Here is a 22,724-nt window from a genome sequence, read left to right as displayed (position 1 = left end):
TTGCTTATTTTGAGCCCTTGACTCCGTCCCTAGGGCTCAAAAAAATGAGCCACTGACTCCGTCCCCGGGGCTCATTTTGAAAATTTGTACATATACAACTTGATAAAAATGTTTATTTTTGACATTGACGATTAGTACAGGCTATGGGAACATGGTTGTGCAGGTTGTTAATGTCTTTTTTATGTGGGAAAAATCGTGGCTAAATACGTAAACGTAATTGAATGGATAACAAAGAAAATAGATAACGGAGAGCTTATCCCGGGAGCTAAGATCCCGTCTGAGAACGAGCTGAGCGAGGAGTTTAACTTAAGCCGCCAGACCATCAGACATGCCATTGCGCAGATGGTGGAGGATGGGATATTGGAGAGCCGCAGAGGAAGCGGAACCTATGTGGTCGATCTTCGTGCAGAAGAGGGAGAGAGGAATGTAGTTGCGGTAATCACAACCTATGTTGATGACTACATTTTCCCGAGCACTATCAGGGGAATTGAGAGTAACCTCAGCGAAAAGGGCTATTCCATGCAGCTTTCCTTCACCAATAATACCGTCACCAAAGAGAGGCAGATCTTAGAGGACCTTCTTCAGAGAAATGATATTGCAGGGATAATCATGGAGCCGGTTAAGAGTGCTCTTCCAAATCCGAACATGGAGTTGTACACACAGCTACGGGAAAAGAATGTGAAGATCCTTTTCATAAATACCTTTTATCCGGAGCTCGATATTCCCCATGTTTCCTTAAACGATGCGGAGTGCGCCTACAAAGCTGTCACAGCTCTTATTGAGGCGGGACACAGGAATATCGGATGCATTCTTAAGCTTGACGACGGCCAGGGAAGAGAGCGTTACAGAGGATACTTAAAGGCGGTAATGGAAGCCGGACTTCCTTTTGCCTATGAGCACGTCAATTGGATAGATACCATAGACATCAGGAATGGAAAAGAGTCTTTAGCCGGAATGAAGGACAGACTTAAGGATTGCACTGCAGTCTTTTGCTATAACGACCAGGTGGCGGGCATGCTGATCGAGATGCTTTCTAACATAGGAGTTAAGGTTCCGGAAGATATGTCGGTCATCGGGATGGATGATTCGGACATGGCAAGGCTTGGCGTTGGAGGAGTTACCATCTCATCGATTCCTCACCCCAAGGAGAAGCTCGGCGAAAAGGCTGCAACCAACATGATCAGAATGATCCACGAAGGTAAGCTGTATTTTAATGCCACCTACGAATTTGAAGAGGATGTAATTCTCAGGGCATCGGTTTCAGAGAGCAGAGAATAAACATAGTAAAGGGAAAATAAAGGAGAAAGCCGGGCAGCGCCGGCAGAATGGAGGCAATTTATGGGAGATGCAAAAAAGGCTATAGCAGAGGGGAAGACATATCTTGGTATCGAGTTTGGATCAACCAGGATAAAGGCTGTGCTCACTGATGAGGAGTACAATCCTATCGCTTCGGGGTCACACAGCTGGGAGAACAGACTGGACAACGGAATCTGGACCTACACCCTTGATGATGTATGGGGCGGAGTTCAGGACTGCTACAAGAATCTGGCAGCAGATGCCTTCAAGCAGTACGGGGAGAAACTCACAACAGTCGGAGCCATGGGATTCTCAGCAATGATGCACGGTTACATGGCATTTGATAAGGACGGAAATCTCCTTGTACCTTTCAGGACCTGGAGAAACACAATAACAGAAGAAGCATCAGAGAAGCTCACAGATCTTTTCGGATATCATATTCCACAGAGATGGAGCATTGCTCACCTCTATCAGGCAATCTTAAACGGTGAGGAGCACATCTCCAAGATCGACTTCTTCACAACACTGGCAGGCTATGTTCACTGGCAGCTCACAGGAGAGAAGGTTCTGGGCGTTGGTGATGCATCAGGAATGTTCCCTATCGATTCAGCTACCTGCAGCTACAATGAGAAGATGCTGGATCAGTTCGACGAGCTCATCGCTCCTAAGAACCTGGGCTGGAAGATCAGAGACATTATTCCTAAGTCACTTCCTGCAGGCGTATCAGCAGGCAAGCTCACTGAGGAAGGTGCTAAAAAGCTTGATCCTACAGGAACACTTCAGGCTGGCATCGCAGTATGTCCTCCTGAGGGAGATGCAGGAACAGGTATGGTTGCCACCAATTCTGTTGGCGTAAGAACAGGTAACATCTCAGCCGGCACATCAGTATTTTCAATGGTAGTTCTTGAGCACAGTCTTTCAAAGGCATATCCTGAGCTGGACCTTGTTACAACACCAAGCGGCGAAGAAGTTGCCATGGTACACTGCAACAACTGTACATCTGACCTCAACGCATGGGTAGGACTCTTTAGAGAGTTCGCTGGCGCTATCGGCAAGGATGTTGATGACGATACACTTTACGGAACACTTTATCGCAAGGCTATGGAAGGTGATGCTGATTGTGGCGGACTCCTTGCATACAACTACTTCTCAGGCGAGAGCATCACAGGCTTCAACGAAGGAAGACCTCTCTTTGTCAGAAGACCTGATGATAAGTTCAACCTTTCAAATTTCATGAGAACACACCTTTACACAGCTCTCGGAGCACTTAAGGTTGGTAATGACATCCTTATGAAGGAAGAGAATGTCAAGGCGGACTTCTTCTTTGGCCAGGGCGGATTCTTCAAGGTTAGAGGAGTTGGTGACAGAGTAATGGCAGCAGCTCTTAACACATCCATCAAGCTCATGGAGACAGCAGGAGAGGGCGGCCCTTGGGGACAGGCAATCCTTGCAGGCTTTATGTGCCAGAAAGAGGAGGGTGAGACCTTGGAGCAGTACCTTGCTAACAAGGTATTTAAGAGCGGTAAGGTTGAGACCTGTGATCCTGTAAAAGAGGATGTAGAAGGCTTTGATAAGTTCATGAAGGACTACAATGCAGGACTTGCAGTTGAGAGAGCTGCAGTAGATTCTCTCAAGTAATTTTTGATAATAATTAAGCAATATTTACGGAGCATTGTAATGATGCTCCGTAATATAATGAAAAATGGAGTGAGATCATGTTAGAAGAACTTAAGAAAAAAGTATATGAAGCGAATATTTTACTGCCAAAATATGGCCTTGTTACCTTTACCTGGGGCAATGTAAGCGCTATCGACAGGGAGAGCGGTCTTTTTGTTATAAAGCCAAGTGGCGTAGAATATGATACAATGACTCCGGATGATATGGTTGTCATGGATCTTGAAGGCAACAAGGTGGAGGGCAAGCTCAATCCTTCATCGGACACTCCCACACATCTGGAGATCTACAAGGCATTTAAGGAAGTGGGCGGAGTTGTTCATACTCATTCGTCCTATGCCACCAGCTGGGCTCAGGCCGGACGCAGCATTCCCTGCTACGGAACAACTCACGCAGATTATTTCTATGGAGAGATCCCCTGCGTAAGATGCCTTAACAAGGATGAGATCGAGAGCGCCTACGAAGAGAATACAGGTCATCTTATCGTAAACGAGTTTGAGCGCATGGGAAAAGACCCTGTGGCAGTTCCCGCGGTTCTTTGCAAGAATCACGGTGTGTTCACCTGGGGTAAGGACGCTCACGAGGCAGTCCACAATGCAGTGGTTACAGAGGAAGTTGCCAAGATGGCTTTCCGCTGCGAGCTGATAAATCCTGAGGTTAAGCCTGCACCACAGGAGCTTCAGGACAAGCATTACTATCGCAAGCACGGAGCAAATGCTTATTATGGTCAGGCGAAGTAATCACCCGGCGAGAGCATAACTACCTTATTATCAATTAAAAGTTTTAGGAGGAATTATGGAGAACAAAGAATTGCAGAAAATTGCAAACGAAGTCCGCAAGGGCATTGTTACAGCGGTTCACGCAGCTAAGGCTGGACATCCCGGTGGATCTCTGTCAGCAGCAGATATCTTTACATATCTGTATTTTGAGGAGATGAACGTTGATCCCAAGGATCCTAAGAACCCCGATCGTGATCGTTTCGTTCTTTCAAAGGGACACACAGCACCAGGCCTTTACTCAGTAATGGCTCAGCGCGGATACTTCCCTGTAGAGGAGCTCACAACTCTTCGTAAGCTTGGATCAAGACTTCAGGGACACCCAAGTATGCAGTATCTTCCGGGACTCGACATGAGTAGCGGTTCTCTCGGTCAGGGAATCTCAGTTGCTTGTGGTATGGCTCTTTCAGCTAAGCTCGATAACAAGTCCTACAGAACCTACACCCTTTTAGGTGATGGTGAGATTGAAGAGGGACAGGTTTGGGAAGCAGCTATGTTTGCAGGATTCCGCAAGCTCGACAACCTGGTAGTCATCGTTGATAACAACGGACTTCAGATTGACGGACCTATTGATCAGGTATGTTCACCATATCCTATTGATAAGAAGTTTGAGGCATTCAACTTCCATGTTATCAATATTGATGCACATGACTTTGATGCCATAAGAGCAGCCTTCAAAGAGGCCAGAGAGACTAAGGGCCAGCCTACAGCAATCATCGCGCACAGCCTTAAGGGCAAGGGCGTTTCCTTCATGGAAGGCCAGGTTGCATGGCACGGCGTAGCACCTAATGATGAAGAGTATGCTATTGCTATGGCAGATCTCGAGAAGATCGGCAAAGAGCTCGAAGGTTGAGAAGGAGGTTAAGGCATGAGTGAAGTTAAGAAGATAGCTACAAGAGACAGCTATGGAAAAGAACTTATAGAGCTTGCAAAGGTCAATGACAAGGTAGTAGTACTTGACGCAGACCTTGCAGCAGCAACAAGAACCGGATGGTTCAAGAAGGAGTTCCCTGATCGTCACATCGACTGTGGTATTGCAGAGTGCAACATGATGGGAATCGCAGCAGGACTTGCAACAACGGGCAAGATTCCTTTTGTAAGTACATTTGCAATGTTCGCTACAGGACGTGCTTTCGAGCAGGTTCGTAACTCAATCGGATATCCTCATCTCAATGTTAAGATCGGTGGAACACATGCCGGAATCACAGTAGGTGAGGACGGAGCCAGCCATCAGTGTAACGAGGATCTTGCTCTTATGAGAACAATCCCCGGAATGGTTGTTATGTGCCCTGCAGATGATATCGAGGCAAGAGCCTGTGTAAGAGCAGCAGCTGAGCACGAAGGCCCTGTATATATCAGATTCGGACGTGCTGCATGCCCTGTTGTCAACGACAGACCTGATTACAAATTTGAACTTGGCAAGGGAACAGTATTGCGCGAAGGCACAGATGTAAGTATAATTGCTACTGGTATCGGAGTTGGATCTGCACTTGAAGCTGCTGAGAAGCTTGCAGCTGACGGAATCAGTGCAGAGGTAGTTAACATCTGCACCATCAAGCCTATCGACAGAGAGCTTGTTGTAGCTACAGCTAAGAAGACCGGCAAGGTAGTTACTGTTGAGGAGCATTCTGTTATCGGCGGACTCGGAAGCGCAGTTTGTGATGTACTTTCTGAGGAGTGCCCTACTGTTGTTAAGAAGATCGGTATGCAGGATAAGTTCGGCGAGTCCGGATCTGCAGCAGACCTTGTTAAGAAGTACGGTCTTGATGGCGACGGTGTTTATGCACAGGTAAAGGAATTTCTTGGTTGATGAACATTTTAAGTCCTTCAATTTTAGCAGCAGATTTTAAAAACCTGGGCCAGCAGATTGTCGATGTTGACAATGCTGGGGCTCAGTATATTCACATTGACGTTATGGATGGCAGTTTTGTGCCATCCATTTCCTTTGGAATGCCACTGATAAAGAGCATCAGAAGTGCGACGGACAAGGTTTTCGACGTGCATCTGATGATAGTGGATCCCATAAGATATATAAAGGAGTTTGCAGAGATCGGTGCAGATATAATCACTTTTCATCTCGAGGCAGCGCCTGATGTTTGTGCCGTGATCGATGAGATACATTCCCTTGGTAAAAGAGCCGGTCTCTCAATTAAACCCGGTACACCGGTAAAAGAGCTTGTTCCGTACCTGGACAAGGTGGATATGATCCTCGTTATGACAGTTGAGCCCGGATTTGGAGGCCAGCCCTTCATCGAGGCAAGCTATGACAGGATAAATGCTGTAAGGGCAATGCTTACAGAAAGAGGCCTTGATACAGATATTCAGGTTGATGGTGGTATCACCAAAGAAAATGTAAGAAGTGTCATCGCTGCAGGAGCCAACGTCATTGTGGCGGGATCTACAGTATACAGGGGCGATGCAGCCCAGAATACCAAAGATTTATTAAAGCTCATGGAATCTTAAAGTTCCATGAGCTTTTTTCTATAAGCCAGAGGTGTACAGCCAAAGGTCTCGTTAAACATTTTTCTAAAGAGCTTGTAGTTGGTAAATCCGTGTTTTTCCAAAATAAGTTTAACCGGAAGGTCTGTCTCCACCAGATCATCTCTGATCTTGGACAGACGAAGGTCGTTTAAATACTTCGTGTAGGTTATTCCCATATTCTTTTTGAAGAAATGACAAAAATACTCTTTTTGAAGACAGGCGACATTGGCAATCTCATCAAGACTGATGGGAGAAGCGTAGTTGCCATCCAGATAATCAAGTATGGTCTGTATTCTTCCGAAGGTCTTATTCTCTTTCTGGGCTTCTGCCGTCTCCATTTCCTGCGAAAAATTGTGATAGATCTGGAACAGAAACTCAAACACCAGGGAATTGAATCTTAATATTTCTCCATCGGGCTTTATCTCAAAAACCACCTGCATCTGCTTGATGATCTCGATGAGCTGCATGATTTTGGTCATGATGATCGGGTTATTGGTGTGGCAGTCAAAGCCAAATCGCCTTGACGCTATGTCAGGAATGTACCTCTCAAGGATTGGGTAAGGAATCTGTATCAGCACAGCTTTGTTTCCGTCAAGGGACTTGGTCGAGTGCGGAACTGCGCAGTCCACAAGGTAAACATCTCCCGGGAGCAGAACTGTTGTCTGACCTCCGACGGTAACATCTACCTCTCCCTCTAAGATATACATGACCTCCATCGCTGAATGCCAGTGAGTCGGTACATAGGAGCTGGAGTCATTAAATACCCAAAAGAAAATATCCAGTCCGTCTGTTATTCTGTCTCTTTCATGCCTAAATACGGCGTTTTCTCTGTTTTCCATAGTGATGATATTCTAAAACAAACAAAATAAAAAAGCAATATTGACCTATTAATTCTCAAGTAAGACTCTATTCTGTCCTGCTCCTTCGGTGTTAACATAAATCCCGCATAGAGGCCAAATGCACAAAAAATTGGGAGGTATAAAGTATGAGAGGAAAAGTAAGTAGAATTCTTGGACGCGGTTTTGCTTTTGCGCTCTCGGCAGTACTTGCTATGGGAGCACCCGGTATGACCGTCATGGCAGAGGAGGGAGAAGCTTTGGAAGAAACCAGCGGATCTGCATTCATCAAGGCAGACGGCAAGAACCTGAGGACCAATTACGGACAGGGAGATATCATCAACCTGCGTGGTACCAATGCCGGCGGATATCTCTTGCAGGAATTCTGGATGACACCATCCGGAGAATCTGCAGATGTATACGATCAGACAACCATTATAAGTAACCTTACCGAGAGGTTTGGAGAAGATGGTGCAAAAGAGCTGATAGCTGCCTGGGAAACAGCTTATTGGCAGGAAGAAGACTTTGCTAACTGCCGCGCAATGGGAATGAACACCATCAGGCTTCCATTCTGGTGGAGAAACCTAGTTGATGAAAACGGCAACTACTACGGATATGATGAAGGGGCATCCGATCCCTATGCTACAGCCTTTGAGAGACTCGACTGGTTTGTTGATATGTGCTCAAAGTACGGACTTTACGTAGTCCTTGATATGCACGGAGCACCCGGATCACAGAATGGTAGTGACCACTCCGGACTTGATGGCAAGGATCACAAGGAATCTGCTTCAGAGTTCTTCTTTGGTGAGAATGCAGCTGCAAATCAGGAGCTGTACTTAAGCCTTTGGAGAACAATCGCAGACAGATACGAAGGAAATGCCACAGTAGCAGGCTATGATCTTCTTAATGAGCCCTACTGCACATACCGTTACAATTCATCAAAGTCTGCAGATGAGCTTCACACAATCCTTTGGGATGTTTATGACAGAGCATACAACGTTATCAGACAGGAAGATGCTGACCACGTGATCATCATGGAAGCTACCTGGAATCCTGAGGACCTTCCGGATCCCGAAGCTTATGGCTGGGAAAACGTGATGTATGAGTATCACAACTATCTCTACGATGATTACGACAACGCAGGCGGCGGTCAGATCTCCAACATGGAGAACAAGACAAACGCCATCGGAAATGCTGATTATAACGTACCCAGCTACATGGGTGAGTTCAACTACTTTAACAATTACGGTGCCTGGGATGATGGCCTTGCACTTCTTACAGAGCTTGGTATCAACTGGACATCATGGACCTACAAGACAATAACCGGCTATGGCAACTGGGGACTTTACCATCATCCCGAGTACATGGACAACGGACTTGATATCTCCACAGCTTCTTTTGACGAGATAAAAGAGCTTTGGGAGAATTCAGCAACAAGCCTGGGAAGCCCTAACAACGAGCTTATTGAAATTGTGAGCAAGTGGTGCAATGCACAGACTTATGAGAACACAACCGAGCCTGTGACAGCAGAGCCTGTAAGTGACTTCATCAGTGGCTGGCAGAAGCTTGAAGTTGAAGATGAGGCTGTTTGCTCAATTACCGGTGGTAAACTCGAAGACCAGAGCTTTTACTCAGGTGGCAAGGCAGCAGGCAACATGAACACAGATGTTACTGCTGATAATGTTGCAGACGACTGGTCTAATATCAACTATCTCACCTTCACTGTTAAGGCAGCAGATAAGGGCAAGTACCCCATTGTTATGCATTACAACGGTGATGATGACAAGGAAATCCTTGTTAAGGTCGGTGATAATGAAGCACAGCTTGTACAGGTTCCAAGACTTTCCGGCGGAACATGGGACAAGATGCACGATGTTGTAGCTTATGTTGATCTTGAGAAGGGCGAAAATACCCTTAAGATCTCAGGCGCACTTGGAAGCGGCTGGATGAACATCGACTACATCGCAACAACAAGACACTTTGTAACAGTAAAAGAGGATGGAACACTTCGTCTTGAGGGCGAATTCTTCTACACCAATGCAGGCCTTGAAGGACAGTCATTCTTCTCAGCCGGCTACGCTGTAGGAAATCTTAATACACACGTAACTTTCGAGGAGATTGCTGAAGACTGGTCAAACATGAAATATGTTGACTTTGAGATCTTTGCAGAAAAAGAAGGTGACTACCGCGTTACATGGCACTGGAACGGAAACGGCGCCGATGGAATGACTGCTGTTTACAAGCTTAATGGCGGTGAGAACACTGCTATAAATCTTGATAACGCAGGCGCTCCATGGAACTCAATGAACAAGTCTGAGCTTACTCTTCACCTGCAGCAGGGCTTTAATGAGTTCAAGCTTTCAGGAACGATCCTCAATCAGGACAACTGGGCAAACATTGACTGCATCGACATCATCAGCCTGGATGCCATTGAAGAGCCTGACGGATTCCCGGAAGCTACAAGTGGCTTCAGAAGAGTAAAGGGCGACGCAATCTCTTTTGACGAGAGCAATGTAACAGTAACTGTGGATGCAAAATATGCAGGAGAGTATCGCTTCTATGTTGGATACATGACTGACGCAGAAGAGCCGGCATTCAGAACTATACTTGGAAAGACTGAACTTACTGAGGGAACAAATACCATCACATTAGATAACGAAGCAGCTTTGGGCGAAACACCCGTATTCTTTGATGTTGCCGTTTCACCGATCACAATAATTGATGAGACCGGCGCAGAGAGATATGAGGCAGAGGATTACGCTGTAAGGTCAGCTAACAATCCACCTGCTGAGCACCAGGGCTTCTATTCAGGCCGTGCAAACGAAAACGGTGTTGGCGGAATGGGCGCAACTGTCGGTTCATTCGTTGTTGGCGATGACATCATTGCCAAGAAGCTCAACTACACAGATTACAGTGTCTTTGCACCTAAGGACGGAAATTACAAGATCACTGTTGCCGGAAACGGTGCAGGTGTTGATCTCACAGCAGTATATCAGCTTGAGGGAGCACAGAGCGTATCCTTTGTACTGCCAAATAACGGTCAGGGATGGGATCACATGGTTTATGCAGATATCGAAGTAGAGCTTAAGGAAGGCTACAACAGACTGATCCTTGGCGGAACCTTTGATGGAGAATGGCTCAACTACGACTACATCGATGTTGTTTCAGTTGATGCAGAGAATCCGGAAGAGCCTGAAGATCCTGAGGATCCGGAAAATCCGGATGATCCGGACCAGCCCGGAACACCTGATGACCCTGATCAGCCTGATACACCTGACACACCTGATACACCTGATCAGCCAGGCACACCGGATCAGCCTGATCAGCCGGATACACCAAATACACCGGATCAGCCACATAATCCGGGACATGATTTACCCGCAATTTCACATGCGGTAGTAACTGTAGTCAGAGCAATTGTAAAGACTGCGGTTAAGATTATCGGCTGGATAGCAAGCATTTTCCGCTGGTAATAAAGACCATGAATAAAAACGTTTTTGTCGAAAGAGTAGAATTTTTATTAGTTTAATTGTTGTAAATACACAAAATTATGTCAAGCATATTGTAAATATCGATACAAAATGCTAGACTACGAATATCAAATAAATAAAAACGTTTTTATTGTGGTTTCAAGCGCTTTGGGAGGTTTTAATGAGGAACAAATGGATTTCCGGGATCAGCGCAGTGTGTCTGATCCTGCTACTCCCATTTTTCAACTGGATAAGGGTCGTGAACCTGGTTGACCTGTTCTCAAGAATAGGTGTTACCAAGGACATGGCAGCAGATTTGCTTACAGGCTATAACCTGTACAATCTGCTTTCCTTCGTCCAGTATGCAAATCAGGGAGTTCTGGGACTGTTCGCAATGGTCCTTTTAATACTCGCAGCAGCAGCTATTTACTTCAATGTTGCATTTATCATCCGTACAGTTTTCGGACTTAAGAAGGGAAAAGGAGAACTTGGACTTCTTGCAGCTGGTAAATGCGCATTCATGTTTCAGTTTCTGACTGCACTGGCAACAATCATTTTTATTATTTTTTCAAACAGACACTTTAAGACCACCGGATTTGTTCCGGGGGCAGCGGTAATAATATCGCTGGTAGTATCTCTTTTGTCTTACATCTACATCAAGATCCTTGAGAAAAAAGAGAGAGAGAAATACAGAGAGCACGGGCTTCTCGTTGAGCTTAAGAGAAACTGGGTACTGTTCGTCATGTTGATACCTACCTTCGTCTACTTCATGATCAACAACTACCTGCCAATGTTGGGTGTGTACTTTGCTTTTACATCCTTCAACTTCAGAGACGGACTCTGGTCCAGCCCTTTTACAGGATTTAAGAACTTCGAGTTCCTGATCAAGGCTGACCTGTTCAGACTCACCAAGAATACAGTACTTTACAACGTTGTATTCATCGGTGTCGGCAATGTTCTTCAGATCATATTTGCCATTCTGGTCAGCAGAGTAACAGTGAAGTGGTTTAAAAAGACTTCACAGACCCTGATGTTCATGCCATACTTCGTATCCTTCGTTATCCTGAAGGTTATCGTTTATAACGTGTTTGAATATCAGTACGGTCTTATCAACAACCTGGTTACACAGATGGGTGGAGAGAGGATTGACTTCTACAACAATCCATCCTACTGGCCTTTCCTGATCACCTTCTTCTACCTCTGGAAGAACATCGGATACGGAATGGTTGTATATCTGGCAACTATCATGGGAATCGATAACGAGATTTATGAGGCAGCCAGAGTTGACGGGGCTAATGAACTTCAGCAGATATGGTACATCACTCTGCCACACATTAAGCCTACATTCATAATACTTCTGCTTTATGCACTAGGAAGCATTATGAAGGGACAGTTTGAGCTCTTCTATCAGCTCATCGGTAACAACGGCGTATTGTTCAACGCAACGGATATCTTCGATACCTACGTTTACAGAATTACAATGACACAGCCGCTTTCCATCGGACTTGGAACGGCAGCAGGTCTTTATCAGTCAATATTTGGATTCCTGATCATCGTACTTGTGAACTTCGCGGTTAAAAAGAGAAATCCCGAATACGCATTATTCTAAGAAAGGAGCACAGTATGGCAAGAGATTTAGATTACGAGCCTTCAGCGCCAAAGACCATAAAGAAGTCTACAGGCACCAAGGTTTTTGAGGCCATAGCATATACCCTCCTGGTAATAGGATCGATCGTATGCGTGCTGCCTTTCATCATCATCGTTTCGGGTTCCTTTACGGACAACGCAACGATACTTACACAGGGTTATTCACTTCTTCCAAGAGACTTTACATTATCTGCTTATCAGACAATCTTTAAGTCTCCCAAGGATATCCTTCAGGCTTACAAGATGACTATCTACTACACAGTAGTCGGAACAGGCCTCGGACTTATGATGATAACCCTCACTGGATATGTTATTTCAAGAAAAGAGTTTAAGTACAGAAATACAGTATCATTCCTTATTTACTTTACCAGCATCTTCGGAGGCGGAATGATCCCATGGTATCTGATGTATGCCAATGTACTTGGACTTAAGGGATCAACACTGGCAATCTGGTTCCCGGCTCTTATGAGTCCTTTCCTGGTAATCCTTATGAGAACCTTCATTGTCGGAGCTGTGCCCGATGCCATCACAGAGTCAGCTAAGATTGACGGAGCAGGACACTTCACCATCTTCTTCAGGATCGTGCTTCCGGTGCTCAAGCCCGGACTTGCTACAGTAGGTCTTTTCCTGGCACTTGGTTACTGGAATGACTGGTACAGATCATCAATGTTCAGTACCAATTCATCCACCTGGCAGCTGCAGTTCTACCTCTACGATCTGCTCAATGCCACAACAGCCATGAAGCAGATGGCAAGTAACGTAAGCATGAAGACGGCAGACCTTCCTACAGAGTCGGTTAAGCTTGCAATGGCGGTTGTAGCTACAGGTCCCGTGCTTTTGTTCTACCCCTTCGTACAGAAATTCTTCGTTTCGGGAATTACTGTTGGTGCGGTAAAAGGCTGAGAGAACTCAGCATTTAATTTACAAAGAAATAAAAACGTTTTCATATCACAAAGGAGGCAAATATGAAAAAGAAAGTTTTAGCAACATTGTTATCAATGGCAATGGTAGCCGGCGTGATCACAGGTTGTGGCGGAGCCGGAACACAGTCAGCAGCTGATCAGCTCGCTGAGCAGGGCGTTACAGAGATCCCTGCAGCAGAAACAACCACAGAGGCAGCTGAGGCTACAGAGGCAGAGGCTCCTGCAGAGGCAGCAGACCTCGATCTCTCAGAGCAGGTTGACCTTGTATTCTACGTAATGGGCGATGCTCCTCAGGATGAGGAACTCGTAGAGGCAGCTCTCAATGAGAAGCTCCTTGAGAAGTGCAACGCAACTGTTGATATGCAGTTCTCAACATGGACAGATTTCCAGCAGAAATACGCTAACGAGATCACTGCTCAGAGCGCAGACCTTATCTACATTGCTAACTGGCTCAACTACGGACAGCTTGCAAGTAGCGGCGCTTTCGAAGAGCTCGATGACATGCTCGACACAGTAGCACCTGACCTCAAGGCACTTGTAGGTGATGCAAATCTCAACATGTGCAGAGTTGGCGGCAAGATCTATGCAGTACCTAACACATGGGCTGAGTACGTATGTAACGGTGTTAAGTACAGAGAGGACCTCAGAGCAAAGTATGATCTTCCTGTACCTGATTCACTTGAGAACCTCGAGGCATATCTTCTTGGAATCAAGGAGAACGAGCCTAACCAGGGACTTCTTACTGTAACAACAGAAGAGAGCCAGGGACTTAAGACCGGTTTCGATGCAGCTTGGGCACTTAACTTCAAGTACAACTGGGTTGCTAACAATGGTCTTGACTACGGTCTTGCAGCAAACTATGACACACCTTCAGATGTTTATGATTACTGGTACTCAGATGATTTCGTAGATGACATGAAGCTCATGAAGAAGTGGGCAGATCTTGGATTCTGGTCAAAGAGTGCACTTTCAGACACAAACAACTCAGACGCTTACAAGAATGGTCTTTGCGTAGCAGAAGTTGCAGGACAGAACCCTAACAAGCAGATCACAGCTATTGCTGATTTTGAGAATGCAGGACAGGGCTGGGAGTCAGCTTATGTAGCATACGGCGAGACAAACGGTGTTATCTATCCCGGACATGCAACACAGAACGGAACAGCTATCGTAAGAGGCTGCAAGAATCCTGAGAGAGCACTTCTTGTACTTCAGGCAATGCTCTGCGATGATGAGATCAACTCAATCGTTCAGTACGGTATCAAGGGGACACACTATGATGTAGCAGATGGTATCTACAAGAACCTCCAGGAAGAAGCCGGCGAGACAGCTACATTCCCTTACGAAGGCTTCAACACATGGAACCTCAGAAACGGCGAGACAAAGCTTCCTCAGAAGACAGATGTTAAGCTTCAGGAGATGTTTGATAAGTACGCAGCACTTGGCGAAAAGACAAAGTTCCCTAACGTAAACATCTATGATGGATTCTCAGAGAACTATGATTCTTACAGCGCTGAGAGATCAGCAGTCAGCAACGTAATGAGACAGTACCTCGCTCCACTTGAGGCCGGACTTGTTGATGATGTTGATGCAGCAGTTGAAGAGTTCAGAAACAAGATGACTGAGGCTGGCATTGATAAGTGCCGTGAAGAGTACACAAAGCAGTGGAAAGCATACTGCGAGGAGTACAATTACAACTAATCAGGGCGATGACCTCTTGACCTGAGTCTGATATGTTATAATAGCAGAGGGCGAAAAACGTTTTTGCCCTCTGCTGAATATAGAAAATAGCGTAGTGCATGAGGAAAAGGGGAACAGGCCTTGGCTAAAAGGGAAAACGATAACAAAAAGATAACGATAAAAGACGTGGCAAGAGAAGCGGGAGTATCAATCTCCACTGTTTCAAATGCCCTTAATAATGTGAATGTTCTGCATCCCGACACCAAGGAAAGAGTCCTTGAAGTGGCAAGGAGACTTAACTATACCCCAAACCTTAACGGCAGAAACTTAAAGGCCCAGGCAACCGGTGTATTAGGACTGTTCCTTGGAGCTATCAGAGGACCATACTACGGAGAGCTTTCTGATTCCATATACAGAGCCTGTGTGGAGAGCGGCTATGAACTTGAGATATTCCTCAGCTCTGACCCGCTTCATATCATGGCAAACATTATGGGACACAGGGTTGATGGCGCGATAATCCTCAATTCAGCCATAGGACCCGATCAGGAAAAGATACTTAAGAACCAGCAGATACCTACGGTGTACATTGACAGGATCCTTGTGGGAGATAAGTCTTCAAGCGTTGTGTTTGACTCAAGAAACGGCGGCGAACAGGCTGCGAAGTTTTTGCTTGAGCTTGGCCACAAGAGATTTATGTATATAGAAGGAGAAGAGGACAATTACGATAACCAGGAGCGTAGGGACGGATTTTTTGGAGCTTTAAAGCGCGCCGGAATTGTTGTAGATGATGACTACATTCTTCCGGGTAAGTTTGAGAGGCTTGCAGCCTACAACTCGGTTACGCAATTTGTTGATTCGGGAAAAGAGCTGCCGGATGCAATCTTTGCAGCCAACGACCTAAGTGCTATCGGTGTACTTGAAGCACTCAGGGACAGTGGAGTAAAGGTACCGGAGCAGGTAAGCGTTATGGGATGTGACGATATCGAGCTGACCAGAGTGGTAAGCCCATCAGTCACAACCATCAGAACATTCTTTGAAAAACAGGGCATTATAGCAGTGGAACAGCTTGTTCGCATGATCAGCGGAGAAGCCGGAAGACTGATAACCTTAAACGGAAGGATAATCCCGCGCGATTCGACGATAGCAAAGGATTTATGATGAAAAATATAACAGCAATTGAGACCCATTTTGCCGGCAGTAAATACTGGAGCTGCAGTACGCTTCAAGATGCAGGTCCTGCAGGTGAAATGAAAGCCCTGGTGGTTTTTCCTGATGAGAAGGAGACCACTATACGCGGGTTCGGAGGAGCCTTTACCGAGGCTGCGGCTCATACATACAGTGGCCTGAGCGATGAGGCTCAAAAAAGACTCATTGCCGATATTTTCGGGGCTGACGGCCTCAGATACAACTTGGGGCGCATTCACATGAACAGCTGTGACTTTGCCCTGGGCAATTATACTTACATCGAAGAGGGCGATGAGAGCCTTGACAGCTTTGACATAGCACATGATGAAAAAGAGATCATTCCTATGATCAAGGCAGCTGAAAAAGAGCTGGGCAAGCCTTTAGTTCTTTTGATGGCACCCTGGTCTCCACCTGCGTTTATGAAGACCAACGGCGAGATGAATCACGGCGGAGAACTTAAGCCTGAGTACAGAGCGCTGTGGGCAGATTACTTTGTAAAGTTTATTCAGGAATACAAAAAGAGAGGCATCGAGATCTCTTTTACATCAATACAGAACGAACCAAACGCTACCCAGACCTGGGATTCCTGCAGATACACAACTGAGCAGGAGGCAGACTTTGCACTTAATTACCTGGGACCTGCGCTTGAGAAGGCAGGACTTCTTGATGAAGTAAAGGTTCTTGTTTGGGATCACAATAAGGAAGTAAGCTACAAGAGATTTAAGGATATCATGGAGAAGGACGGAGCCGACAAGTACATCTTTGGATGTGCTGTTCACTGGTACACTGGAGATCATTTTGAGAACCTTGGTCTTATAAGGAAGCACTTCCCTGAAAAAGAGATATTCTTTACCGAAGGATGCGTTGAGTATTCAAGGTTTGCCGGAGAAGGTGACATTCACAATGCCGAGATGTATGCCCACCAGATGCTGGGCAATCTAAAAAACGGCATTACAGCCATCTTTGACTGGAACCTGATGGTTGATTTTAAGGGCGGACCAAATCACGTGGGCAACTACTGTGATGCGCCTATAAAGGCCAATGAGGCGGGGGATGACTATGAAAAGAAGCTCTCCTACTATTATATAGGCCATTTTTCAAGATACATAAAAGAAGGCGCCAGACTTATCTGGACTTCCTGTTACACAGACAGGATCAAGAGTGTAGGTTTTGTAAACCCTGACGGAGAGAGAGTTGTTATTCTCCTAAGCGAGTCAGATGTAGACACGGCAGTAAATGTTGCCGAGGGAGAATCTTCAGCAAAACTCATTGTCAAAGCGCATTCTATCCAGACTTTGACATATTACGCATAATTACGGGTTATATATTAATAAGAATTCATTGACAAAAGGTAAAGTTTAGCTTAAACTTTCTGTCGTGCAATTAGCAAGGAGTACCCATGTGCAATTCACGTGGGTATTTTTTTGCCGAAATTTTGATAACGCCTTAAATAGGCAGGAGGAATTATGAAGAGATTTTTCGCAATGATGATCGCAGGCATTTCATGTGTAACAATGCTTGCAGGATGCGGCAATTCTGCATCAACAGAGACAGCAGAGACACCTGCTGCAACAGAAACTGCAGAGACAACAGAGCAGACTGAGGCTACTGAGGTTGCTCCCGCTGCAGCAGAGAACGTAAAGGTTGACAAGCTTACAATCGGTTTTGTACCTTCACGTGACCCTGATGAGATCGTTACAGCTACAGAGCCACTTAAGGAGCTCCTTACAACAGAGCTTGCAGGACTTGGCTATGAAGTTGGCGAAGTTGACATTACAGTTGGAACCAGCTACGAGGCAGTAGGTGAGGGACTTTCAGCAGGCACTATCGATGTAGGTCTTATCCCCGGTGGTACTTATGTTCTTTATGAGGATGGCTGCGATGTTATCCTTACAGCTACAAGAGATGGTCTTTCAATAGAGAGCCCTGATGCTAAGACATGGAACGACAACAAGCCTACAGAGCCCACAGATGAGCAGGTTACATTCTATCGTGGACTTATCATCGCAGGACCTTCAGAGGCTGGTCAGGCTATCGCTGAGAAGGTAAACAATGGTGAGGAAGTAACATGGGAGGACCTTGATGGTCTTAACTGGAGTGTTATGAACTCTTCATCTTCTGCTGGATATATCTATCCTTCACTCTGGCTTCAGGAGAACTATGAGAAGCACATCACAGACCTTACACACGCTGTACAGGCTGATTCTTATGGTAACGCTTTTGCAAGACTTGCTTCAGGCCAGATCGACGTTCTTTGCTGCTATGCAGATGCAAGACGTGACAACGAGGAGAAGTGGACAACAGAGTTTGGCAGAACTGCTTCTATCTGGGATGAGACAAACGTAATCGGTGTAACAGACGGTATCTACAACGATACAATCAGCGTAAGCAAGACATCAAAGGTTATGGATGATGCTTTCAAGGCTGCTGTAACACAGGCATTTATCAATATCGGAAACTCTGATGCAGGTAAGGAAGTTATCTCTATCTACAACCACAACGGTTATGTAGAGGCTAAGGCTGAGGACTACGAGTCAGAGAGAGCTGCTCAGGAGCTCATTAAGTCAATGCAGTAATCGGCTCTTGGCAGAAATACATTGTTATTCATATTGGGGAGGACATCACGCCTCCCCAATTTTTTCGAGTTTTGAGTTTATATCAGGAGAAAAGAAATGATCAAGTTTGAAAACGTAGGAAAAGTATACCCCAATGGTTTCGAGGGACTAAAGGATATCAACCTCGAGATCGATCAGGGAGAATTTGTTGCTATCATCGGTTTGTCCGGAGCCGGTAAGTCTACACTTATTCGTACCATCAACAGGATGCACGATGTAACCAGTGGTAAACTCACCGTGGATGGTGTTGATGTCATGAGTCTTTCCGGCAAGACTCTCAGGAGATTCAGAAGAAAGATAGGAATGATATTCCAGTCATTCAACTTGATCACACGTACTACTGTTATAAAGAACGTGCTCACAGCATTTGTTCCTGATATGCCATGGTACAGATCAGTATTTGGAATCTATACCAAGGAAGAGAAAGTAAAAGCCCTTGAGTGCCTTGATAAGGTTGGCATTCTTGACAAGGCCTTTGTTCGTGCTGACCAGCTCTCAGGTGGACAGCAGCAGAGAGTTGCCCTTGCAAGAACCCTTGCTCAGAACCCACAGATCATCCTTGCAGATGAGCCTGTTGCAGCCCTTGACCCTGTTACAGCCAATCAGGTTATGGGAGATTTTAAGAGAATCAATGAGGATATGAACATCACGATCCTCATCAATATCCACCACATTGACCTTGCCCTTAAGTATGCCAAGAGAGTTATCGGTATCAGAGAAGGTAAGATCGTATTTGATGGACCTGCCCAGGGAACACAGTGGGATGAGGTTCTTGATACCATCTATGTTGGAAAGGTTGACCGCGAAGGCAATTTACAGGAAGAGGGGTGATTTAGGTGAATCTTACTTTTTACGACAAGATTTTTAAGCCAAAAGAGTACGTCCTTCCTAACGGTAAAAAGGCCTATAAGAAGGCGTCAAGAGCACCTATCTACGTTATACTCGTCCTTGCTATGTGTGCTCTTTCGGTTAAGATTACCGGTTTTGATATGGAGGTCCTTGTTTCAAGGATTGGCCAGTTCTTCGTTATTTTGGGAGAGATGTTCCCACCAAAGACTGACTACATGCCCAAGATCTGGGAGCCTCTTTTTGACACAATAAAGATGTCACTTCTGGGATCGGTGGTAGGAGCTCTTTTGTCCGTACCATTTGCAATGCTGGCAAGTACCAACGTATGTCCCAGTAAGATTGTAGTTTCCGTGATGAGAGTAATGTTCTCACTTATAAGAACACTTCCTACCATTGTAATAGCTCTGGTAGCTACGCTTGTTTTCGGACTCGGAACACTGGCAGGTACAGTTGCCATCGCCGTATTCTCCTTTGGTTATATTGGTAAGCTTACCTACGAGGAGATTGAGACTGTCGACATGGGAGCCTTCGAGGCTATGCAGGCTATGGGAGCCACAAGATCAGAGGCTTTCATCTCTGCTATCATTCCTCAGGTTCTTCCTTTCTATCTTTCAAACTGCCTCTTTAACTTTGAAGGTAATGTAAGATACGCAGCGGTTCTGGGATATGTAGGTGCCGGCGGTATCGGACTTATCCTCAATGAGAAGATCAGCTGGAGAGAGTATCCAAGCGTTGGAATGATCCTTCTGGCACTTTTTGTAACAGTCTTCATCATTGAGTCTGTCAGCCGTATGCTTCGTAAGAAGCTCGTCTGAAGGCGGAGGTAGATAAATGAATCAGAGAATACAACAGGCATATGATAAAAGACCCAAGGACTGGGTTTACAATTTGATAACTGCCGTAATAGTAGTGGGACTCCTTGTATGGAGTGGCAGCGCTGTTGAAACCAGCGGATCCACACAGGACGGAGGACAGATCGCCCTTAACGTTTTGTCCGGAATCTTCCATCCTGACCTTAGCTTTTTATTCGACTTTTCAACAAAGGGAGTTCCTTACCTGATGCTTGAGACTGTTTGTATCGCATTTCTTGGTACAATCGTGGGAGCTATCATTTCAATCCCGCTTGCATTTATCTCAGCATCAAACTTAACTCCTCTTCCGATAGCATTTGCAGGAAGACTTATCATCATGGCAGCGCGTACAATTCCGGCTTTCGTTTACGGACTTATGTTCATCCGTGTAACAGGCCCCGGAGCTTTCGCAGGTCTTTTAACCATGGGCGTATGCTCCATCGGTATGATAAGCAAGATGTACATCGAGGCTATTGAGGACCTTGATACTCGTGTCATTGAGTCTTTGGATGCAGCAGGCTGCAACACCTGGCAGAAGATCCGCTACGGAATCCTTCCCCAGCTGATGCCTAACTTCGCATCAACAGCTATCTACAGGTTCGACATCAACCTTCGTGACGCTACAATCCTTGGTATGGTTGGCGCCGGCGGATTTGGTGCACCACTTATTTTCGCCATGAACTCCTACAGATGGAATGAGGCAGGAGCTCTTTTGGCAGGACTTATCGTTCTGATCCTTATCATCGAGTTCATCTCAACCAGGATCAGAGTAAAACTTACAAGAGGATAATATATGCGTATCATATTTACATCAGATACTCACGGAAGCTTATATCCGATAAACTATGCACAGAATCGCCCCGAGAATACGGGGCTTTTTTGTGTTGCTGCCCAAATTGACAAGGACGGAAACACTCTTGTCATCGACGGTGGCGACTCACTTCAGGGAACTCCGCTTATTTCCTATTATCTCGAGCACAGAGATGAGTATGATTTTCATCCGATGGCAGAGGGCTTTAAGGAAATGGGCCTTGATTACTACACTCTGGGCAATCACGATTTCAATTTCGGGTATGATGCTATCCTTGATTATGTATCAGCCATGAAGGCAACACTTATCTGCGCCAACGTTGTGGATAAAAGAGGCGCACTTGGCATTAAGAAAAACGTCATCCATGTTCTTGAGGATGGCACAAGAGTTGGAATAACAGCTGCAGTAACCGGATATGTAAATGTCTGGGAGCAGAAGGAGAACCTATCTGAGCTCGAGGTAAAAGACCCTGTGGAAAGCCTTAGGCAGGAGCTTGAGGACCTTAAGGGAAAGTGTGACATTACAGTCTGCATCTACCATGGAGGGTTTGAAGAAGATCTTTTAACAGGAAAGAAGCTCTCGGAAACGAGGGAGAATGAAGCCTGCAGGATTGCAAGGGAACTGGATTTTGACATTCTTCTTACAGGACATCAGCACATGCCGGTGGAGGGTGTTGTTATAGACGGAACCTACGGGGTTCAGCCTCCGGACAAGGCAAGGAAGTACTGTGAAATAGAGGCTGTAAGAGGCGATGAGGGATGGAATATCTCGTCAGAGCTGGTTTCAGTTAATGAGCCGGGTGAGGCTTATAACAGGATCAAGGCTGAGCATGCTTTTATGGATGATCTGAGCCTTAAGCTTGATAAATGGCTGGATATACCCATTGGGTGCCTGGAAAAAGAGATCCTTCCTGAGGACAAACTCTATGCTGCCCTTCACGGTAGCAAGGTGGCATCAATATTTAACCAGGTTGAGCTTGAATACACTGGTGCGGATTTCTCATGCACTTCATTGTCGAACGATCCCCTCGGACTTAAGAAGGAGATAACAGTCAGAGATGTGCTTGGAATCTACCAGTTTGCAAACACTGTTGAGGTCAAGGGCGTCACCAGGGCGGTATTAAAAGAGGCTCTGGAGAGATGTGCGGAGTACTTCGATTATAATAAGGAAACAGGAGAAGTCAGCATTTCCAAGGTGTTCCTTCAGCCTAAGGTTGAGCATTACAATTACGATTTCTATGGCGGACTTGAGTACGAGTTCGATCTGACAAGACCTGTCGGTGACAGAGTTGTTACCATGAGAAAGCTCGACGGAAGCGAACTTGTTGATGACGAGCAGTACACGCTGGTTACCAGCAACTACAGGGCAACCGGTACCGGTGGATACGAGTGCATAGGAAACAGCCCTACGGTGAAGAGCTACTCAGATGAGATGCCGGATCTGCTTATCGATTTCATCAGAAGAAACAGTCCTGTTGGGGAGATCGTTAACAGTAAGTTCTCCTGCAGGATGTGAGTCAAACTGAAACGTCCCCACTGACTCAAAATGAGTCAACGGGGACGTTTCAGTTTGACTCATTCCCTTGACTCTAAAAGCTTTTGAAGGCATACTATATTTGTGTAACTATCGATAA

General features: G+C 45.7%; 18 protein-coding genes. 17 read left to right on the top strand and 1 reads right to left on the bottom strand.

All coding sequences use genetic code 11. The features are described 5' to 3' along the window. Positions 1-195: 195 nt before the first annotated feature. From G632_RS0104505 to rpe, 6 genes are all read left to right on the top strand, one after another. On the top strand, positions 196-1,278 hold the full coding sequence (locus tag G632_RS0104505; RefSeq protein WP_022767842.1) for a GntR family transcriptional regulator: 1,083 nt from the start codon (positions 196-198) through the stop codon (positions 1,276-1,278). A 60-nt stretch (positions 1,279-1,338) separates the two neighbouring features. Then, on the top strand, positions 1,339-2,934 hold the full coding sequence (locus G632_RS0104500; protein WP_022767841.1) for a xylulokinase: 1,596 nt from the start codon (positions 1,339-1,341) through the stop codon (positions 2,932-2,934). Positions 2,935-3,011: 77 nt separating this feature from the next. Continuing rightward, entirely contained in the window at positions 3,012-3,710 is a 699-nt protein-coding gene (locus G632_RS0104495; RefSeq protein WP_022767840.1) for an L-ribulose-5-phosphate 4-epimerase, read from the top strand. A 55-nt stretch (positions 3,711-3,765) separates the two neighbouring features. Then, positions 3,766-4,599 (top strand): transketolase, encoded by an 834-nt coding sequence (locus tag G632_RS0104490; protein ID WP_022767839.1) that lies wholly within the window; start codon positions 3,766-3,768, stop codon positions 4,597-4,599. A 15-nt stretch (positions 4,600-4,614) separates the two neighbouring features. After that, positions 4,615-5,556, top strand: a complete 942-nt coding sequence (locus G632_RS0104485) for a transketolase family protein (protein ID WP_022767838.1) — start codon at positions 4,615-4,617, stop codon at positions 5,554-5,556. Further along, positions 5,553-6,209 carry a ribulose-phosphate 3-epimerase gene (gene rpe / locus G632_RS0104480; protein WP_026512384.1) on the top strand — a complete coding sequence of 219 codons (657 nt, stop codon included), beginning with the start codon at positions 5,553-5,555 and terminating at the stop codon, positions 6,207-6,209. Before G632_RS0104485 ends, rpe begins: the two co-directional genes overlap by 4 nt. Here the strand turns inward: rpe and G632_RS0104475 are convergent. Beyond that, a complete protein-coding gene (locus tag G632_RS0104475) occupies positions 6,206-7,066 on the bottom strand; it encodes an AraC family transcriptional regulator (RefSeq protein WP_022767836.1) in 861 nt (286 codons plus the stop codon). The two genes, rpe and G632_RS0104475, sit on opposite strands and share 4 nt — an antisense overlap. 146 nt (positions 7,067-7,212) lie before the next feature. Here G632_RS0104475 and G632_RS0104470 point away from each other — a divergent pair, with 146 nt between their 5' ends. The 11 genes from G632_RS0104470 to G632_RS0104420 all read left to right on the top strand — a co-directional run bounded on the left by G632_RS0104470 (position 7,213) and on the right by G632_RS0104420 (position 22,606). Continuing rightward, complete coding sequence (locus G632_RS0104470; RefSeq protein ID WP_022767835.1) at positions 7,213-10,536, top strand: cellulase family glycosylhydrolase; 3,324 nt, start codon at positions 7,213-7,215, stop codon at positions 10,534-10,536. A gap of 178 nt (positions 10,537-10,714) precedes the next feature. After that, positions 10,715-12,142 carry an ABC transporter permease gene (locus tag G632_RS22270; protein WP_022767834.1) on the top strand — a complete coding sequence of 476 codons (1,428 nt, stop codon included), beginning with the start codon at positions 10,715-10,717 and terminating at the stop codon, positions 12,140-12,142. A gap of 14 nt (positions 12,143-12,156) precedes the next feature. Further along, positions 12,157-13,083, top strand: coding sequence for a carbohydrate ABC transporter permease (locus tag G632_RS0104460; RefSeq protein WP_022767833.1), 927 nt, complete (start codon positions 12,157-12,159; stop codon positions 13,081-13,083). Positions 13,084-13,145: 62 nt separating this feature from the next. Next, entirely contained in the window at positions 13,146-14,801 is a 1,656-nt protein-coding gene (locus tag G632_RS0104455) for a DUF3502 domain-containing protein (RefSeq protein ID WP_022767832.1), read from the top strand. A gap of 120 nt (positions 14,802-14,921) precedes the next feature. Continuing rightward, the gene (locus tag G632_RS0104450; RefSeq protein WP_022767831.1) at positions 14,922-15,938 is read left to right on the top strand and encodes a LacI family DNA-binding transcriptional regulator; all 1,017 of its coding nucleotides are present in this window, start codon (positions 14,922-14,924) and stop codon (positions 15,936-15,938) included. Next, the gene (locus G632_RS0104445; protein ID WP_081647069.1) at positions 15,935-17,278 is read left to right on the top strand and encodes a glycoside hydrolase family 30 protein; all 1,344 of its coding nucleotides are present in this window, start codon (positions 15,935-15,937) and stop codon (positions 17,276-17,278) included. The genes G632_RS0104450 and G632_RS0104445 overlap by 4 nt, the downstream gene beginning before the upstream one ends. Positions 17,279-17,431: 153 nt before the next feature. Continuing rightward, positions 17,432-18,541 carry a phosphate/phosphite/phosphonate ABC transporter substrate-binding protein gene (locus G632_RS0104440; RefSeq protein WP_022767829.1) on the top strand — a complete coding sequence of 370 codons (1,110 nt, stop codon included), beginning with the start codon at positions 17,432-17,434 and terminating at the stop codon, positions 18,539-18,541. Between the two features lie 96 nt (positions 18,542-18,637). Next, complete coding sequence (phnC, locus tag G632_RS0104435) at positions 18,638-19,411, top strand: phosphonate ABC transporter ATP-binding protein (protein WP_022767828.1); 774 nt, start codon at positions 18,638-18,640, stop codon at positions 19,409-19,411. A 5-nt stretch (positions 19,412-19,416) separates the two neighbouring features. Next, the gene (gene phnE / locus G632_RS0104430) at positions 19,417-20,244 is read left to right on the top strand and encodes a phosphonate ABC transporter, permease protein PhnE (RefSeq protein WP_022767827.1); all 828 of its coding nucleotides are present in this window, start codon (positions 19,417-19,419) and stop codon (positions 20,242-20,244) included. Positions 20,245-20,260: 16 nt separating this feature from the next. Continuing rightward, on the top strand, positions 20,261-21,070 hold the full coding sequence (gene phnE, locus G632_RS0104425; RefSeq protein WP_022767826.1) for a phosphonate ABC transporter, permease protein PhnE: 810 nt from the start codon (positions 20,261-20,263) through the stop codon (positions 21,068-21,070). Between the two features lie 3 nt (positions 21,071-21,073). Next, on the top strand, positions 21,074-22,606 hold the full coding sequence (locus tag G632_RS0104420) for a bifunctional metallophosphatase/5'-nucleotidase (RefSeq protein WP_022767825.1): 1,533 nt from the start codon (positions 21,074-21,076) through the stop codon (positions 22,604-22,606). Positions 22,607-22,724 lie beyond the last annotated feature (118 nt).

Origin of the sequence: Butyrivibrio sp. NC2007 (assembly GCF_000421405.1) — a bacterium.
GTDB lineage: Bacteria > Bacillota > Clostridia > Lachnospirales > Lachnospiraceae > Butyrivibrio.
Note: the sequence above shows the minus strand (reverse complement) of the source record. Positions and strands in the feature narration are given on the sequence as shown.

Bases quoted from the DNA above. Each gene is read 5' to 3' on its own strand.
- G632_RS0104440 (WP_022767829.1), top strand. From the start codon at position 17,432: ATGAAGAGATTTTTCGCAATGATGATCGCAGGCATTTCATGTGTAACA.
- G632_RS0104460 (WP_022767833.1), top strand. From the start codon at position 12,157: ATGGCAAGAGATTTAGATTACGAGCCTTCAGCGCCAAAGACCATAAAG.
- phnC (WP_022767828.1), top strand. From the start codon at position 18,638: ATGATCAAGTTTGAAAACGTAGGAAAAGTATACCCCAATGGTTTCGAG.
- G632_RS0104495 (WP_022767840.1), top strand. From the start codon at position 3,012: ATGTTAGAAGAACTTAAGAAAAAAGTATATGAAGCGAATATTTTACTG.
- G632_RS0104490 (WP_022767839.1), top strand. From the start codon at position 3,766: ATGGAGAACAAAGAATTGCAGAAAATTGCAAACGAAGTCCGCAAGGGC.
- G632_RS0104500 (WP_022767841.1), top strand. From the start codon at position 1,339: ATGGGAGATGCAAAAAAGGCTATAGCAGAGGGGAAGACATATCTTGGT.
- G632_RS22270 (WP_022767834.1), top strand. From the start codon at position 10,715: ATGAGGAACAAATGGATTTCCGGGATCAGCGCAGTGTGTCTGATCCTG.
- phnE (WP_022767826.1), top strand. From the start codon at position 20,261: ATGAATCAGAGAATACAACAGGCATATGATAAAAGACCCAAGGACTGG.
- G632_RS0104470 (WP_022767835.1), top strand. From the start codon at position 7,213: ATGAGAGGAAAAGTAAGTAGAATTCTTGGACGCGGTTTTGCTTTTGCG.
- G632_RS0104485 (WP_022767838.1), top strand. From the start codon at position 4,615: ATGAGTGAAGTTAAGAAGATAGCTACAAGAGACAGCTATGGAAAAGAA.
- G632_RS0104475 (WP_022767836.1), bottom strand. From the start codon at position 7,066: ATGGAAAACAGAGAAAACGCCGTATTTAGGCATGAAAGAGACAGAATA.
- G632_RS0104455 (WP_022767832.1), top strand. From the start codon at position 13,146: ATGAAAAAGAAAGTTTTAGCAACATTGTTATCAATGGCAATGGTAGCC.
- G632_RS0104420 (WP_022767825.1), top strand. From the start codon at position 21,074: ATGCGTATCATATTTACATCAGATACTCACGGAAGCTTATATCCGATA.
- G632_RS0104445 (WP_081647069.1), top strand. From the start codon at position 15,935: ATGATGAAAAATATAACAGCAATTGAGACCCATTTTGCCGGCAGTAAA.